Here is a 16,016-nt window from a genome sequence, read left to right as displayed (position 1 = left end):
TTCATTGACGGAGTGCGTACACCCTTCGGGCGTGCGGGCGAAAAGGGAATGTATTGGCGAACGAGAGCAGACGATCTCGTCGTCAAGGCAATGCAAGGACTCTTGGAGCGCAATCCGAACCTCGATCCAGCCCGAGTTGACGAGGTCGCGGTTGCCGCGACGACTCAGCAGGGTGATCAGGGCCTCACGCTCGGTCGGACCGCAGCGATCCTGGCCGGCCTCCCTTTGAGCGTTCCAGGATTCGCAATCGACCGCATGTGCGCTGGAGCCATGACCGCCGTGACGAGCGTTGCCGGTGGAATCTCCTTCGGTGCGTACGACTTCGCGATTGCCGGCGGCGTTGAGCACATGGGTCGCCATCCGATGGGCTTAGACGCTGATCCGAACCCGCGATTCCTCGCGGAGCGTCTTGTTTCGGGCAACGCGCTCAACATGGGGAAGACCGCAGAGCGTATTCACGATCGTTTCCCCGCGCTCACGAAAGAGCGTTCCGATCGCTTCGCGCTCGGAAGTCAGCAGAAGATTGCGGCAGCATACGACAAGGGCTTCATTCAGCCCGATCTCGTTCCAGTTGCCATCCAGACCGAGTCCGGCTGGGGCTTGGCGACTCGCGACGAAGCGCTTCGCCCGGAAACAACCCTGGAAGGTCTCGCGGGCCTCCGCACCCCCTTCCGTGATCACGGTCGCGTGACGGCCGGGAACTCTTCAGGGCTCAACGACGGCGCGACCGTCTCGCTCCTGGCAAGCGAGAAGGCCGCGAAGGCAGCCGGCCTCGCACCGAAGATGAAGATGGTGTCGTTCGCGTTCGCGGGTGTCGAGCCAGAGATCATGGGCATCGGCCCCATTCCGAGCACGGAAAGGGCACTCGCGAAAGCGGGTCTCTCGATTGACGACATCGGCTTGTTCGAACTCAACGAAGCCTTTGCGGTCCAGGTGCTCTCATTCATGGACCACTTCGGCATCGCAGACGATGACCCACGGGTCAACCCATGGGGCGGCGCGATCGCGATCGGTCACCCCTTGGCATCGAGCGGCGTGCGTCTCATGATTCAACTCGCTCGTCAGTTCGAGGAACACCCGGAAGTGAAATACGGAGTGACGGCGATGTGCGTCGGCCTCGGTCAGGGTGGGACCGTCATTTGGGAGAACACGAACTACACCGGAAAGAGGAAGAAGTGAGCGACTACGCAAAGCTGCGCGCTATCGATTCGAGCGATGAGGTCGTCACCAAGTCGTTCGTCCAGGACATCACCCTTGGCAGTGGCAAGACGCTCGCACTGGTCACCCTCGACAACGGCCGAGACCACACTCGCCCGAGCACGCTCGGACCGGCCACCCTCTTCGAGCTCCGCGATGTGCTGTCGCAGCAGAAAGAGCGCGCGTCACGAGGTGAGATTCATGCTCTCGCGGTCACCGGCAAGCCGTACTTCCTTGCCGCGGGTGCCGATTTGAGCCGGGTGAGTGACATTCCGGACCGTGAAACCGCGTTGCAGCTCGCGCAGCTCGGTCACGAGACGCTCGGACTCCTCCATGAATTCGGCGTACCGACATTCGTGTTCGTCAACGGGCTCGCGCTCGGTGGGGGCCTCGAGGTCGCCTTGAACGCCGACTACCGGACGATCAATGAGGCCGCACCGGCCGTTGCGCTCCCCGAGGTCTTCCTTGGACTTGTTCCTGGATGGGGAGGTGCCTGGCTGCTTCCGAACCTGATCGGGATCGAGAATGCGCTCAAAGTCGTGATCGAGAATCCGCTGAAACAGAATCGCGTGCTGAAACCGAAGGACGCGCTCGAGCTCGGCATCGTCGACGAAATGTTCGGAGCAGCTCGATTCCTGGAGCAGTCGCTTCAGTGGGCCGATGAAGTCGTATCGGGCTCCCGCAAGGTGAAACGCGAGCACGTCCCAGGTTTGATCGAACGGAAGATCAAATGGGACGTCGCGATTGGTATTGCTCGGAAGAGCCTCGAGTCGAAAATCGGAACCGTGGCACAGTCTCCGTACCGTGCTCTCGATCTGCTCGCCGCTGCGAAGAAGAGTGATCGCGCAACGGGCTTCGCCGCGGAAGACGAAGCCCTCGCCGATCTCATCGCCGGCGACCAGTTCCACGCATCGATCTACGCATTCAACCTCGTGCAGAAACGCGCCAAACGACCTGCGGGTGCACCAGACAAGGATCTCGCACGCAAGGTGACGAAGGTCGGAATTCTCGGTGCAGGCCTCATGGCGAGCCAGTTCGCGCTCCTCTTCGTGCGTCGCCTGCAGGTTCCCGTCGTCATCACCGACCTCGACCAAGCCCGTGTCGATGCGGCGGTGGAACGAATTCGTGGCGAAATCGACACGCTGGCGTCCAAGGGACGGATCGGCACCGACGAGCAGAATCGATTGAAGGCGCTGATCACAGGAACGGTCGACAAGTCCGACTTCGCTGATTGCGACTGGGTCATCGAGGCCGTCTTTGAAGAGCTCGGCGTCAAGCAGGAGGTGCTTCGAGAGATCGAGCAGCACATCGCTCCGGAGGCAGTGCTCGCGACCAACACCTCGGGCCTCTCGATCGACGACATGGCCTCTGTGCTCGAACACCCCGAGCGTCTGGTTGGGTTCCACTTCTTCAATCCCGTGGCCGTGATGCCGCTGATCGAGGTCGTCAATGCTGCCGCAACCGATGAGCCGACGCTCGCAACTGCGATGGCGACCGCGAAAGCCTTGAAGAAGACCGCAATCATCACGACGGCGACGCCGGGCTTCGTGGTCAACCGAATCCTTGCCAAGCTGCTCGGCGAAGCGATGCACGCGGTCGAGCAGGGCACGCCGTTCTCAGTGGTCGTCGAGGCACAAAAGCCTTTTGGTTTCCCGATGGATCCCTTCGTGCTGCTCGATCTGGTCGGACTGAAGGTCGGCGCACATGTGCTCGATACCCATCACTCCGCCTTCCCTGACCGGTTCTTCGAGTCGAAGGCGCTGCACGAGCTTGCCGAAGCAAATGTGCTCCTTGAGAAGGACGAGAAGGGCAACGCAAAGGGAATCGACAAGCGTGCCGTAAAGATCGTGCAGAAGCACACAGCAAAGGACGCGAAGCCTTACTCAGCTGAGGACCTGCGGACCCGAATCGAAGATGGGCTCGCCGACGAAATCCACCGCATGCTCGAAAGCGATGTGGTGACCGCAGCAGAGGACATCGATCTCGCGATGATCCTGGGGGCCGGGTGGCCTTTCCAGATGGGTGGAGTCACGCCATACCTCGATCGGGTTGGCGCAAGTGAGCGGGTGTTCGGCTCGACCTTCCATTCGCCGAGGATCGCTGGACCGTCAGCGTAAGTTCCTCAGTACACAGCAATGCTCCGTCCCTCGGGACGGAGCATTGCTGTCTACGCGGTCAAACCCGTCGATCCGAATGATCTGCGAGCTGACTGTTCAGACCGAGGGGCCGCCTGCCTGACGCTGGGCTGCCGATGGCTCGATCCCGATACCGGCCCACCGCGCTGGAATCGAGGTCAATGACTCGACGCCGCAGTCACGAGCGAGTGGGAGCTTCCCGGTGCCGAGCACCTGCTCAGTGATATCGCGCGCGATCTGCGCAGCGGTCAAGCCCTGGTCGGCAAGAATCTGATCCCGCTCCGCATGGTCGAGGAAGTCTGCATCGAGCCCGAGCTCGTCAACGGGAGTATCGACTTCGGCGGCACGCAACCGTTGGCGGATGCTCGTTCCGATGCCACCGACTCGGATCCCATCTTCCATGGTGACAACGATTCGATGCCGGGATGCGAGCGAAACGATCGAGGGCGCCACTGGAATAGGCCAACGTGGGTCCACGACGGTGACGCCAATCCCCTCTGCCCCGAGGCGTTCCGCGACATCAAGGGCCATTGGAGCAAAGGAACCGATTGCGACGATGAGCACGTCGGGGGCACCGTTTTCGGCGAGAACGTCCACCCCGTCGCCGAGACGACGGAGCGCGGGAATCTCTTCGACCGCTTTCCCCTTCGGAAACCGCACGACCGTCGGCGCATCGTGGATCGCAAGCGCCTCGCCGAGTTCCTCCCGGAGACGCACTGCATCTCGTGGCGCCGCGATTCTGATGCCCGGCACGATGTGCAGCAGCGCCAGGTCCCACATGCCGTGGTGACTCGGACCATCCGGACCGGTCACACCGGCTCGATCGAGCACGAACGTCACACCGGCCTTATGGAGCCCGACGTCCATGAGCACCTGGTCGAACGCGCGGTTCATAAAGGTCGAGTACAGGGCAACAACCGGGTGCAAACCACCGAAGGCGAGGCCTGCGGCGCTCGTCACCGCGTGCTGCTCGGCGATTCCGACATCGAGGACTCGCTCAGGCGCCCACTGCTGCAATTTGTCGAGACCTGTGGGTCGGAGCATCGCTGCAGTGATCCCGATCACTCTGGGATCCTTACGCGCTTCATCGACGAGCGCGTCCGCGAACACGCTCGTCCACGACGCAGAGTCGGAGGTCGCGAGCGGCTCGCCGGTGATCGGGTCGATCTTCCCGACCGCGTGGAACTGATCAGCCTCATCGAGCAATGCAGGTGAAAATCCCTGCCCCTTGTTCGTGATCGCATGCACGATGACGGGAGCTCCGTATTCACGCGCCTGCGTGAGCGCCTGTTCCATCGCCGCTTGATCGTGGCCGTCGATCGGCCCGAGGTACTTGATATCGAGGTTCGAGTAGAGCGCGCGGTTGTTCGTGAACCGGGAGAGGAATCCGTGGGTACCACCACGAACACCGCGGAAGACCGCGCGACCGGGAGCACCGAACTTGCTGAAGAGCTGTTCGCTCGTGCGGTGCAGGTTCCGATAGGTACGCGCTGTGCGGACTTCGTTCAAGAACCGCGCCATGCCTCCGATAGTCGGCGCGTAGGAGCGACCGTTGTCGTTGACCACGATGATCAATCGGCGCGCATTGTCGTGCGAGATGTTGTTGAGCGCCTCCCAGGTCATGCCGCCGGTGAGTGCGCCGTCTCCGACAACTGCGATGACATTCCTGTCGGTCTGTCCGCTGAGGTGGAATGCCCGGCTGATGCCATCGGCCCAGGAAAGCGACGAAGAGGCATGACTGGACTCGACGATGTCATGGACGCTCTCGCTTCGTTGCGGATAGCCGGCAAGACCACCGCGTTGTCGGAGCCCGGAAAAATCTTGACGGCCAGTCAGGAGCTTGTGCACGTACGACTGGTGGCCGGTGTCGAAGATGATCGCATCGCGAGGTGAATCGAACACCCGGTGAATCGCCATCGTCAGCTCGACGACACCGAGATTCGGCCCGAGGTGTCCCCCGGTCACAGAAACGTTCTCAACCAGGAACGACCGGATCTCCGTGGCAAGCGTTTCAAGATCGGCGGCGCTCAGCCGCTGCAGGTCCGAGGGTCGACGAATGGAGGCGAGCAAAGACATACTGTAACCCTACGCACGAAAGCGGCCGGTTGCTCACACAACCGGCCGCTTTCATAGGTATTTCGTTAGACGAGTGAACGAAGTACGTACTGCAGAATTCCACCATTGCGGTAGTAGTCGGCTTCACCCGGTGTGTCGATACGGACGATCGCGTCGAACTCGACCGTTTCCTTGCCAGCAGCGCTGTGCTCGCTCGGGCGTGCAGTCACACGAACGGTCTTCGGGGTACGACCCTCGTTGAGTTCTTCGATACCGGCGATCGAAACGATCTCTGTGCCGTCGAGGCCGAGCGAGTCCCAGCTTTCACCAGCCGGGAACTGCAGCGGAACAACACCCATGCCGATCAGGTTCGAGCGGTGAATGCGCTCGAAGCTCTCGACGATGACCGCCTTGACACCGAGGAGGCTCGTGCCCTTCGCAGCCCAGTCGCGACTCGAGCCCGAACCGTACTCCTTGCCACCGAAGATGACGAGCGGTGTGCCCTGCGACTGGTAGTGCTCTGAGGCGTCGTAGATGAACGACTGCGCTCCATCGCTCGTTGTGAAGTCGCGGGTGTAGCCACCTTCGACGCCGTCGAGCAGCTGGTTCTTCAAACGGATGTTCGCGAAGGTTCCGCGGATCATCACTTCGTGGTTTCCGCGGCGCGAACCGTAGGAGTTGAAGTCCTTGCGGTCGACGTTGTTTTCCGCGAGGTAGTGGCCGGCTGGAGAATCAGCCTTGATCGAGCCTGCTGGGCTGATGTGGTCCGTCGTGACCGAGTCGCCGAGCAGTGCAAGCACTCGAGCATCGCTGATGTCGGTGACCGGAGTCGTCTCCATCTTCAGACCATCGAAGTACGGTGGCTTGCGAACGTACGTGCTCGTCTCGTCCCATTCGAACGTCGCACCTGTTGGCGTTTCGAGTGAACGCCAGCGCTCATCGCCCTCGAAGACGGACGAGTACTGCTTGTCGAACATGCCGGTGTCGATCGACGAGTCGATCGTCGCCTGGACCTCTTCGGCGCTTGGCCAGATGTCCTTCAGGTAGACGTCGTTGCCGTCGTGGTCGGTGCCGAGCGGCTGCGAATCGAAGTCGAAGTCCATCGTTCCCGCAAGTGCGTACGCGATGACCAGCGGCGGAGACGCCAGGTAGTTCATCTTGACGTCGGGGTTGATGCGACCTTCGAAGTTCCGGTTTCCTGAAAGCACTGCGGTGACCGCAAGGTCGTTGTCAGTGATGCCCGCCGAGATCTCGTCTTTCAGTGGACCGGAGTTTCCGATGCAGGTCGTGCAGCCATACCCGACGAGGTAGAAGCCGAGCGACTCGAGGCTGTCCCAAAGACCGGCTTTTTCGTAGTAGTCGGTGACGACCTTCGAACCCGGCGCCATCGTCGTCTTCACCCATGGCTTCGACGTCAGGCCTTTTTGCGCTGCGTTGCGCGCAATGAGTCCTGCAGCGAGCATGACCGAAGGGTTCGAGGTGTTCGTGCACGAGGTGATTGCGGCGATCGCAACGTGACCGTGGTCGAGCGTGAACTCTTCGCCGTCGACCGCGACGGTGACAGGCGACGAGTACGGCCCAGTCGTGCTGACCTCGGTCTGTGACACATCGGTCTCGCTCGAGTCGGGAGTGATCGCACCCGGGTCGGATGCTGGGAAGCTGCCTTCGTTTGCAACGTCAACCGTGTCAGACACCGATGGAGTGGCGTAGTTGGCGAGGTCCGCTTCGAACTGACGCTTTGCAGCAGTGAGTTCGATGCGATCCTGCGGGCGCTTCGGCCCAGCGATCGAGGGAACCACCTGCGACAGGTCGAGTTCGAGGTACTCGGAGAAGTCGGGCTCGTGGTTCGGGTCGTGCCAGAGGCCCTGGAGCTTCGAGTACTGCTCGACGAGTTCGAGCTGTTCTTCTGAGCGACCCGTGAGACGAAGGTAATCAACCGTCACGGAGTCGATCGGGAACATCGCAGCGGTCGAACCGAACTCGGGGCTCATGTTTCCGATGGTTGCGCGGTTCGCGAGTGGGACCTCAGAAACACCGGATCCGTAGAACTCCACGAACTTGCCGACGACGCCGTGCTTCCGCAGCATTTCGGTGATCGTCAGGACCACGTCGGTTGCCGTCACACCCGTCGGGATCTGACCGGTGAGCTTGAAGCCGACGACCCGCGGAATGAGCATGGAGACAGGCTGACCGAGCATTGCCGCCTCGGCTTCGATTCCGCCGACGCCCCAACCGAGCACACCGAGGCCATTGACCATCGTGGTGTGCGAGTCGGTTCCCACGCAGGTGTCCGGGTATGCGAGCAACTCGCCGCCGACCTCGCGGGTCATCGTGACGCGAGCAAGGTATTCGATGTTCACCTGGTGGACGATGCCCGTTCCTGGTGGGACGACCTTGAAGTCTTCGAACGCCGTCTGACCCCAACGCAGGAACTGGTAGCGCTCCCCGTTGCGCTCGTATTCGAGTTCGACGTTTCGTTCGAGCGCGTCTTCGCGGCCGAAGAGGTCTGCAATGACCGAGTGGTCAATCACGAGCTCGGCTGGCGCGAGCGGGTTGATCTTCGTCGGGTCGCCACCGAGTTCTGCAACTGCCTCGCGCATCGTTGCGAGGTCGACGATGCAGGGAACACCAGTGAAGTCCTGCATGATCACGCGACCGGGGGTGAACTGGATCTCCGTGTTCGGCTCGGCGGCCGAGTCCCAGGATCCGAGTGCCTCGATCTGCGCCTTCGTGACGTTCTTGCCGTCTTCCGTGCGAAGCAAGTTCTCGAGCAGAACCTTGAGGCTGAACGGGAGCCTCTCGCTTCCTGCAACGGTGTTGATTCGGAAAACGGTGTGGTCTTTCCCACCGACCGTGAGCGTGTCTTTCGCTCCGAAACTGTTGACTGTGGTCACGATTTCTCCCTGCCTTTGTCGGGCGCTAACGAAAAACATTCTACGCCGCCCGGGCTCGGACCTCTGCTGAAGCCCTGCGCACAATTATCTTGACGTCAAGATATCTTACGCTCTTTTGAGCCAGGTTGCGACTCGCCTGCAGGCAGCGGATCCATCACGGATCGAACGAGCAGCCACGTCACCCAGAGCGCTGCCGCATAGAGCGGAACGCCCATGATCAGGCGAGTCGCTGCAAGCGCCTCGGTCGCCTCGGCGAAGTACAACGGCACCTGCACGAGCAGCCGAGCCGCGATCACCGCGAGCCACATGAGCGTTGCGATCCAAGCGATTCGTTTCTTGTTCGCATCGATGCGCCAGGCCTTGGGCTTTCCGACCACGGAACCGACAATGAGCCCGATCAGCGGTCGACGGGCGAGCAACGAAATCAGGAGCACAGCGAGCACGGCTCCGTTAACGACGAAGCCCCAAACAAAATTGTTCTCGGGCCGATTCGTGAGGATAGCGAGAAGCGCAGAGAGGCCGACGCCGAACAGTCCGGCGAACGCCAGCATCGAGTGGCCCTTGCCAATGACACGAATCGTGACGAAGATCACCGAGAGGGCAAGCGGTGCGAGCACCGAGAGCCACAGGTCTTGCGTGAAGGTGTACAGGATCAAGAACGCCATGCCTGGCACGAGCGATTCGAACAGTCCTCGCACTCCGCCGATTGCCTCAAGAATTGCACGAGGAGAAGCCTGGTCCTGTGCCATCAGAGAGCCGAGCGACGTCGCCTTCAGCTTTTCGCTGATGACGTCCGAAGTGCTTGCCGAGTCGGGCTCTTGTCCTTGGTGCGGGTTCCTCGCAGGGAGTTTGTTCGATTCCGCGTCACCTGGGACTGCTGAAGATTCGCTCACGATGTGGTCGGCGGGTGCAGAGGGATGAGCTGCTTCGGCGGCATCGGTGTTGCTCCACGAACAACGACAACACTGCGGAACAGGTCGACGATCTCGGCCAGTGCGGTGTCGTCAGTGAGGGCTTTGCCGCCGATCACGCCCTGCAGCATCCACCTCGGGCCGTCAACGCCGACGATCCGGAGCGCGCGCACATTGCCGTCGGCGCCCGCAGGGAGGACAGCGCGAAGCTCTGGTCCGAGCAGTCCTTCTACCGTTTCAACCCGTGCCTTCTGGCGCTCGAGCTGCAAAGCGAGGTTCTGTCGAACGGGCTCCCAGATCCCTTCGCTCCGAGGTGCGGCGAACGGCTGCAACTGCACGGTGGACCCTTGGATCTCGAGCGTCGCCGCAACGACGCGCTTTGTCTTCTCTTCGACTTCGAGGCGCATCTGCAGTCCCATTCGAGGCAGGATCCGGATGCCGCCCAGGTCGATGTACGGACGCACGGGGGCCTCGTTGTCGTCGAGCGGGCCGAATTCTGCTCGGTCGCTCGGCGCGCTCTTCGGGATCGGCGCGTACTCCTCTTCGACGACTTCCTCGCCCTCGTTCGAGGTTTCCTGCTCGTTCACGTCGCTCACTGCGCGTTCCCTTCGATCGTTGCCGAGAAGCCGCTCGAACCAAATCCTCGAGCTCCCCGTTCAGTCTCATTCAGTGTGTCCACGGAAACAAATTCCACGCGTTCGACTCGCTGCACAACCAACTGCGCAATGCGGTCGCCCTCGGCGATCTCGTATGGCTCCTGGCTCGTGTTGAGCAAGATGACCTTGATCTCGCCCCGATACCCAGAGTCGATTGTCCCGGGCGCGTTCACGATCGTGATTCCGTGCTTCGCCGCGAGACCGCTTCTGGGGACCACAAAGCCGACATGCCCCTCTGGCAGCGCGATCGACACCCCAGTGCCGACGAGAACTCTCGCACCTGGTGACATGAGGACAGTTTCATTGGAACGCAGGTCGGCGCCAGCATCACCGGGGTGCGCATAGGTCGGTGGGTGCTCTGCCACGGTCGGAATTTGTACGTCGTTCACGCACGACAGGCTAACCGAGTTTCCGCTCTGCTTCAGAAAGTGATCGAATGGAGATGTGACCTACTCAGCTTCCGACGTCTATTCCGAACGCGTACTTCCCCCGTGGTGGTTCTTCGCGATCATCGCGCTGGTCATCCCCGCGACGTTCCTGATCTTCTTCCCGATCAACCAGCTCGTCGGGATCATCGTCGCCGTGGTGCTCTACCTCGGAATTTGCGCATGGCTTATTCTGAGTGCACCGAGAATTGCCGTCAGCGCAACGCATTTCTCCGCAGGCCGGGCCCGGGTGCAGCTCGAATCTCTTGGCACGCCGATCGCGCAAAATCCAGATGCCACTCGCCAGTCCATGCACGCGAAGTGGGACCGAGCGGCCTACTACTGCACCGTTCCCTGGATCAAGACGACCGTGCTCGTTCCCGTTATCGACGACGATCCTGCACCATTTTGGGTTGTCTCGACTCGCAACCCGGAAAAAATCGCTCAGTTGCTCGGCGCGAGTTCCAAACAGTAGAAGACTTGGAAGAACACGAAAAAGACCTGGTCGATCGACCAGGTCTTTTTCTATGCTGCGATCGCTGCGCGATCCAGGGAATTGGAGAACCTTAGGCGGAGCACTCCATGCAGATCGGGCCGAGTTTCTCTTCGTGGTCGAACTGGGACCGGTGCTTCACAAGGAAGCAGCTCACGCAGGTGAACTCGTCTTCCTGGGGCGGCAGCACGACGACGTCGAGTTCAACGTCGGAAAGATCAGCGGCTGAAAGGTCAAAGCTGCCGGGGTTGTCGGCATCGTCGTTGTCTCCGCTGCCCGGCTTTGCGGGAACACGCTCCTTGAGCGCCTCGATGGAATCGGTTCCCTCATCATCCGTCTTGCGGGGGGCGTCATAATCGGTAGCCATCTTGGGCAGTGTCCTTTACTCGTGGGGGAAGAATTTGGTCGCTGGCGCGCACAGTCTTCACTATCCAAAAGGATTTCGCAAACTGCGTCGCTCGCTCTGTATGAGATTGAACTCACGGCGCGCCCGGAGCATTCCCGAGCCTTTGCCGGAGACCGTGACAAAGTGAACCTCACAGCGCACGAAACGGGGCACAACCATGCAGAACTTGACTGTCGTCGGCGTCGATCACGACGTGCTCGTCCTTGAATCACCCTCGGGCGAACGATTCACGGTTTCGATCGGTGAGTTGCCGCACAACGCGCCTCGCCAGAGCTCGCCAACGCCATCGGCGACGACGAGCGATGCACCGGAGCGTGTTCTGCGCCCGCGCGAAATCCAGGCCTTCATCCGCGGTGGGCTCACGGCGGAAGAAGTTGCAGCCCAAACTGGCGAAGAACTCGCCTACATCGAACGATTCGAAGGCGCCGTCCTCGCTGAGCGTGAACACACGCTCAGTCGCGCACTCGCGGTTCCCGTGCACTCCAGTGACATTGACCCGCTTGCCGGCGCGACCTTCGGGGCAACGATTCGCGAGCGACTCGCAGACCTCCGTGCCGTCGATCAGGAGTGGAGTTCTTGGAAGGATCGTGAGGACGGCTGGATCGTTCGTTTGCGATTCACGACAGAGCAGGTGCTCCACGAAGCTGAGTGGGCATTCGATCTCAAGAAGTCCGCCCTGGCCGCTCGCAACAAGGAAGCCATTGCGCTCAGCCAGCAGGCGGATGCGCAAAGCGTCCTTCTCCCCCGTCTTCGCGCCGTCGACAAGGCGATTAAAGACGAAGAGCCGCAGCAACCGTCTCGTTTCGACTCGGGCGTGTTCTCGGTCGAGCGTGGCAGTGAGCCGGAATCGAGCGGACAGCCGGCAGAGGTGCAGGCAGCCGCGATTGCTCGCGCCCCACGAGCTGCGACCGAACCGAATCACACCGCAGACCTCCTGGAAGCGCTCCGTCGCCGTCGGGGCGAACGCGAGGCTGCGCTCGCACATGCAGAGGACGATGCAGACGCGAAAGCCGACGCACTCTTCGATGTTGAACCCACCGATACAGATGATGAGCAGAACGCCTCTCTCGTGCATCACACGAGTCCGCTCAGTCGCTCTCGCGCTGGGAAGGGCCGCAAAGAAATGCCGAGCTGGGACGAGATCGTCTTCGGTTCACGAACCGACGAGTCCTGAGCCGTTCGCTCTCCAACGCGCCGCGTTCACGCTTTCAGCGTTGCGTCGCGAATGCCCCGAACAGCAGCAACGGCACTCGTAACTCGGCCTCAGTCAATGAACCGTGCTGACCAACCATGCCTCGTGACTTCGCCGTCTCGCTGAAGTAATACGCGATCGGTTCTCGAGCGGCAACCCAAAGATCGCCGAGTCGTTGCTCGACCGTCTCATGAACCTCGCCGAGCCATCCGCTCTCGATGAGTTCCTCTCGATCGAACACCCACGCTCGATGTGACTCGGACTCGAGCCAGGCGGTCTTCGTCCTCGACCATTCCTCGTCGCTCGCCTCACTCGAGCGGTGAATCTGCAAGCACCGGGGCTCGCCTGCGACGACGTCGACATGGTGAAGGAGCGGCGAATCGCTTGGAACGATGACGTGCGCGCTTTCGTCAATGTCGATCATGCCGTGATCCGCGGTGACGACGACCCCGGTGCCGCTCGGCAGCTCCGAAAACAGCTCACCGAGGAGTGCATCCAGACGTTCAAGCTCACTGATCCAATGGTCACTCGCGACCCCATGTTCATGACCGAGACGATCGAGTTCTGGAAAGTAGAGATAGACCAATTGCGTATCACTCGAACGCACCGCCTCCAGAGCGAGCGCGCATCGTTCTTCGGCGTTGATCCCGCCGACGTACTTCGCTCCCCGATACGAAGCCTGCGTGAATCCAGACTGTGAGAATTTGGTCTCGGCGATCACGACGGTTGCATCAGGGTGACGCTCGAACACTGTTGCACTGCGCTGCCACAGGGCTGGGTCCATCGGACCCCGCCAGTCTCGAAGCTGATTCTGAACGACCCCGGACTCTGGGATACGAACGTCATATCCGACGATCCCATGCGCACCGGGGAGCGTGCCCGTCGTCAGACTCGTGAGGGCCGATGCCGTCGTCGTCGGGAAGCCAGAGGGAATGGACCGTTTGGCCGCACTCGCAAGAGTTCGAGCGTGACCTGCGAACCGCTGCAAGACCTTTGCTCCGAGCCCGTCGATCACGATCACGAGCGCGGTCCGCGCCTTCGAGAAACCGAGTGCGTTCGGTTTACCGGTCGTCGCGGCCAGACACGATTCAAGAACCTCGGCCAGGTTCCCTGCATTTGGGTTTCTCGCCGGTAACATAAATCGATCCTATGGCTGCAGCAGACCTCGAACCCTCCGGCGAACGCATCGACGATGTCGATGTTGCCGACGAAATGCAGGGTTCCTTCCTCGAATACGCGTACTCCGTCATCTATTCGCGCGCGCTCCCTGATGCGCGCGACGGACTCAAGCCCGTTCAACGGCGAATCCTCTTTCAAATGGCCGAGATGGGTCTGCGACCCGACCGCGGGCATGTCAAGAGCGCTCGCGTCGTCGGTGAGGTCATGGGAAAGCTGCACCCGCACGGCGACTCCCCCATTTACGAAGCCCTCGTTCGTCTCGCGCAGGATTTCACACTGCGCCTTCCGCTCGTTGACGGGCACGGCAACTTCGGCTCCCTCGATGATGGGCCTGCAGCCGCCCGCTACACCGAAGCAAGACTCGATGCAGCCGCGCTCTCACTGACAGACGGACTCGACGAAGACGTCGTCGACTTCGTTCCGAACTACGACAACCAGATCATGCAGCCTTCAGTGCTGCCCGCCGCCTACCCGAACCTGCTCGTGAACGGCGGAAGCGGCATCGCGGTCGGCATGGCGACCAACATGGCACCGCACAACCTCGTCGAGGTCGTCGGCGCCGCTCGTCACCTTCTTGCGAACCCGAAAGCGACCCTCGAAGAGCTCATGGCCTTCGTCCCCGCTCCCGATCTGCCCAACGGGGCGATCATCGCGGGCCTCGATGGAGTTCGAGAGGCGTACGCAACCGGACGGGGTTCGTTCCGAGTTCGCGCCAAGGCATCCATCGAACGCTCCGGCCGCACTACCTCGATCGTGATCACGGAACTCCCCTTCCTGGTCGGTCCCGAACGCGTGATCGAGAAGATCCGCGACGCGGTGAACGCGAAGAAACTGCTGGGTTTGGCCGACGTGCACGACCTGACGGACCGCAAGAATGGTCTCCGTCTCGTCATCAAACTGAAGAGCGGGTTCCAGCCAGAGGCGGTGCTCGAGCACCTGTACCGCTTCACACCGCTCGAAGAAGGATTCTCGATCAACAACGTCGCGCTCGTCGGCGGCGTTCCCAAGACACTCGGTCTCGTCGAGCTTCTTCGCGTCTACCTGGATCACCGAATTGCCGTCGTCCGACGTCGCACCGAGTATCGCTTGCGCCGGAAGCAGGAACGCCTCCACCTCGTCGAGGGTTTGCTCATTGCGATCGTCGACATCGACGAGGTCATTCAGGTCATCCGTAGCAGCGACGATTCGGAAGAAGCGCGAACGCGACTCCGAGAAATCTTCGACCTCTCCGAAGTGCAGGCCGAGTACATTCTTGAGCTACGGCTCCGTCGTCTCACGAAGTTCAGCCGGATCGAGCTCGAATCCGAGAAAGACGACTTGCTCTCGGCGATCGCCGAGCTCTCGGAGATCCTTGCAAGCAAGTCGAGACTGTACGCCCTGATTTCCGAGGAACTCGCCGAAGTCGCAGAGAAATTCGGAACTCCGCGTCGAACGCTGCTGACCGAAGCTGCGCCGAAAACCTCCGCGAAGGCGGGCGCTGCGCAACTGCAAGTTCCAGACGCACCGTGTGTCGTGCTCGCGAGCACGACCGGTCGAGTGGCCCGCGTCGATGTCGCCGAGATGAGCGAGATCCCAGTCCCGGCTCGCCGGAGTCGGCATGACGCGCTCCTCGGTCACCTGCGTGCGACAACACGTGGAGAGTTCGGCGTTGTCACTTCGCTCGCACGACTCATCCGCCTGTCACCGGTCGAACTGCCGTCGCTCCCGGCGACCTCCGTCGGCCTGTCTGCCGGGGCAAAGTTCACGGAGCTCGTCGGCCCGCTCGAGCGCAATGAGCGGGTTATCGGAATCATCTCGCTTGATGACGAGCGGCCCGCGCTGCTCGCAACCGCGGCAGGCGTCGTGAAGCGAGTGCGCCCGGGAGAATGGCCGCCGAAGCCTTCATTCCCCATCATGACCCTCAAACCCGGTGATCGACTCGTTTCAGTCGCGCATGCCTCCGATGAGAGCTCCGTCGTCATCATGACTTCGAATGCGCAACTGCTTCGTTTTGATTCGAGCGACATCCGACCGCAGGGACCAAGCGGTGGCGGAATCGCCGGCATCAAGTTGGCGCCCAAAGCTGAGGTGCTGTTTGCGACAGCAACGAGCGATGATGCTCAGGTCGTCACGGTCTCCACCGCTGAAGACACGATTCCCGGCGCCGAGTTCACTCGCGCGAAGGTCTCTGATCTCGCTGAGTTCCCGAAGAAGGGACGCGGCACCGGCGGTGTTCGCGCGCACGCGTTCCTCAAAGGCGAGAGCCACCTTGCACTGGCTTGGGCCGGCATCAGTCCGCTTGCGGTCGCGAAAGACGGCGCGCAACGTGTCTTGCCAGCTGGCAAGTCGAAGCGTGATGGCTCCGGAACCCCGCTCGAACAGATGCTGGGTTCAGTTGGAGCTCAACTCGGCTCAGTCATTTCGCAAAATGCTGAGGGCGACGACCTCGAAAACGACGAAACGGGCTCCGCAGAAGCGTAGTGCAGGGTCATTT

12 protein-coding genes are annotated in these 16,016 nt (G+C 61.4%); 5 read left to right on the top strand and 7 right to left on the bottom strand.

Going from position 1 to position 16,016, the window contains the following annotated elements; genetic code table 11:
• Window positions 1-48: 48 nt before the first annotated feature.
• Window positions 49-1,179, top strand: a complete 1,131-nt coding sequence (locus U2H20_RS02235; protein ID WP_430593572.1) for a thiolase family protein — start codon at window positions 49-51, stop codon at window positions 1,177-1,179.
• On the top strand, window positions 1,176-3,314 hold the full coding sequence (locus tag U2H20_RS02230) for a 3-hydroxyacyl-CoA dehydrogenase NAD-binding domain-containing protein (protein WP_430592886.1): 2,139 nt from the start codon (window positions 1,176-1,178) through the stop codon (window positions 3,312-3,314). The genes U2H20_RS02235 and U2H20_RS02230 overlap by 4 nt, the downstream gene beginning before the upstream one ends.
• A gap of 96 nt (window positions 3,315-3,410) precedes the next feature.
• Here U2H20_RS02230 and dxs read toward each other — a convergent pair whose 3' ends face one another.
• The 5 genes from dxs to dut all read right to left on the bottom strand — a co-directional run bounded on the left by dxs (window position 3,411) and on the right by dut (window position 10,237).
• A complete protein-coding gene (dxs, locus tag U2H20_RS02225; RefSeq protein WP_430592885.1) occupies window positions 3,411-5,408 on the bottom strand; it encodes a 1-deoxy-D-xylulose-5-phosphate synthase in 1,998 nt (665 codons plus the stop codon).
• 65 nt (window positions 5,409-5,473) lie between these two features.
• The gene (gene acnA / locus U2H20_RS02220; RefSeq protein WP_430592884.1) at window positions 5,474-8,281 is read right to left on the bottom strand and encodes an aconitate hydratase AcnA; all 2,808 of its coding nucleotides are present in this window, start codon (window positions 8,279-8,281) and stop codon (window positions 5,474-5,476) included.
• 95 nt (window positions 8,282-8,376) lie between these two features.
• Window positions 8,377-9,174 carry a DUF3159 domain-containing protein gene (locus U2H20_RS02215; RefSeq protein ID WP_430592883.1) on the bottom strand — a complete coding sequence of 266 codons (798 nt, stop codon included), beginning with the start codon at window positions 9,172-9,174 and terminating at the stop codon, window positions 8,377-8,379.
• On the bottom strand, window positions 9,171-9,719 hold the full coding sequence (locus U2H20_RS02210) for a DUF3710 domain-containing protein (protein ID WP_430593571.1): 549 nt from the start codon (window positions 9,717-9,719) through the stop codon (window positions 9,171-9,173). Before U2H20_RS02210 ends, U2H20_RS02215 begins: the two co-directional genes overlap by 4 nt.
• A 65-nt stretch (window positions 9,720-9,784) precedes the next feature.
• A complete protein-coding gene (gene dut, locus U2H20_RS02205; protein WP_430592882.1) occupies window positions 9,785-10,237 on the bottom strand; it encodes a dUTP diphosphatase in 453 nt (150 codons plus the stop codon).
• 55 nt (window positions 10,238-10,292) lie between these two features.
• On the opposite strand from dut, the gene U2H20_RS02200 reads away from it, so the two are divergent.
• A complete protein-coding gene (locus U2H20_RS02200) occupies window positions 10,293-10,748 on the top strand; it encodes a DUF3093 domain-containing protein (protein ID WP_430592881.1) in 456 nt (151 codons plus the stop codon).
• Between the two features lie 91 nt (window positions 10,749-10,839).
• Here U2H20_RS02200 and U2H20_RS02195 read toward each other — a convergent pair whose 3' ends face one another.
• Entirely contained in the window at window positions 10,840-11,133 is a 294-nt protein-coding gene (locus tag U2H20_RS02195; RefSeq protein ID WP_430592880.1) for a DUF4193 domain-containing protein, read from the bottom strand.
• A 196-nt stretch (window positions 11,134-11,329) separates the two neighbouring features.
• Here U2H20_RS02195 and sepH point away from each other — a divergent pair, with 196 nt between their 5' ends.
• Complete coding sequence (gene sepH / locus U2H20_RS02190) at window positions 11,330-12,346, top strand: septation protein SepH (protein WP_430592879.1); 1,017 nt, start codon at window positions 11,330-11,332, stop codon at window positions 12,344-12,346.
• Window positions 12,347-12,380: 34 nt separating this feature from the next.
• Here the strand turns inward: sepH and U2H20_RS02185 are convergent, their stop codons facing one another.
• Window positions 12,381-13,502, bottom strand: a complete 1,122-nt coding sequence (locus U2H20_RS02185) for an alkaline phosphatase family protein (protein WP_430592878.1) — start codon at window positions 13,500-13,502, stop codon at window positions 12,381-12,383.
• Window positions 13,503-13,513: 11 nt separating this feature from the next.
• Here U2H20_RS02185 and U2H20_RS02180 point away from each other — a divergent pair, with 11 nt between their 5' ends.
• A complete protein-coding gene (locus U2H20_RS02180; RefSeq protein ID WP_430592877.1) occupies window positions 13,514-16,003 on the top strand; it encodes a DNA gyrase/topoisomerase IV subunit A in 2,490 nt (829 codons plus the stop codon).
• The last annotated feature ends 13 nt before the right edge of the window (window positions 16,004-16,016 follow it).

It is taken from the genome of Humidisolicoccus flavus (assembly GCF_045689595.1).
Classification (GTDB): Bacteria; Actinomycetota; Actinomycetes; order Actinomycetales; family Microbacteriaceae; genus Humidisolicoccus; species Humidisolicoccus flavus.
Note: the sequence above shows the minus strand (reverse complement) of the source record. Positions and strands in the feature narration are given on the sequence as shown.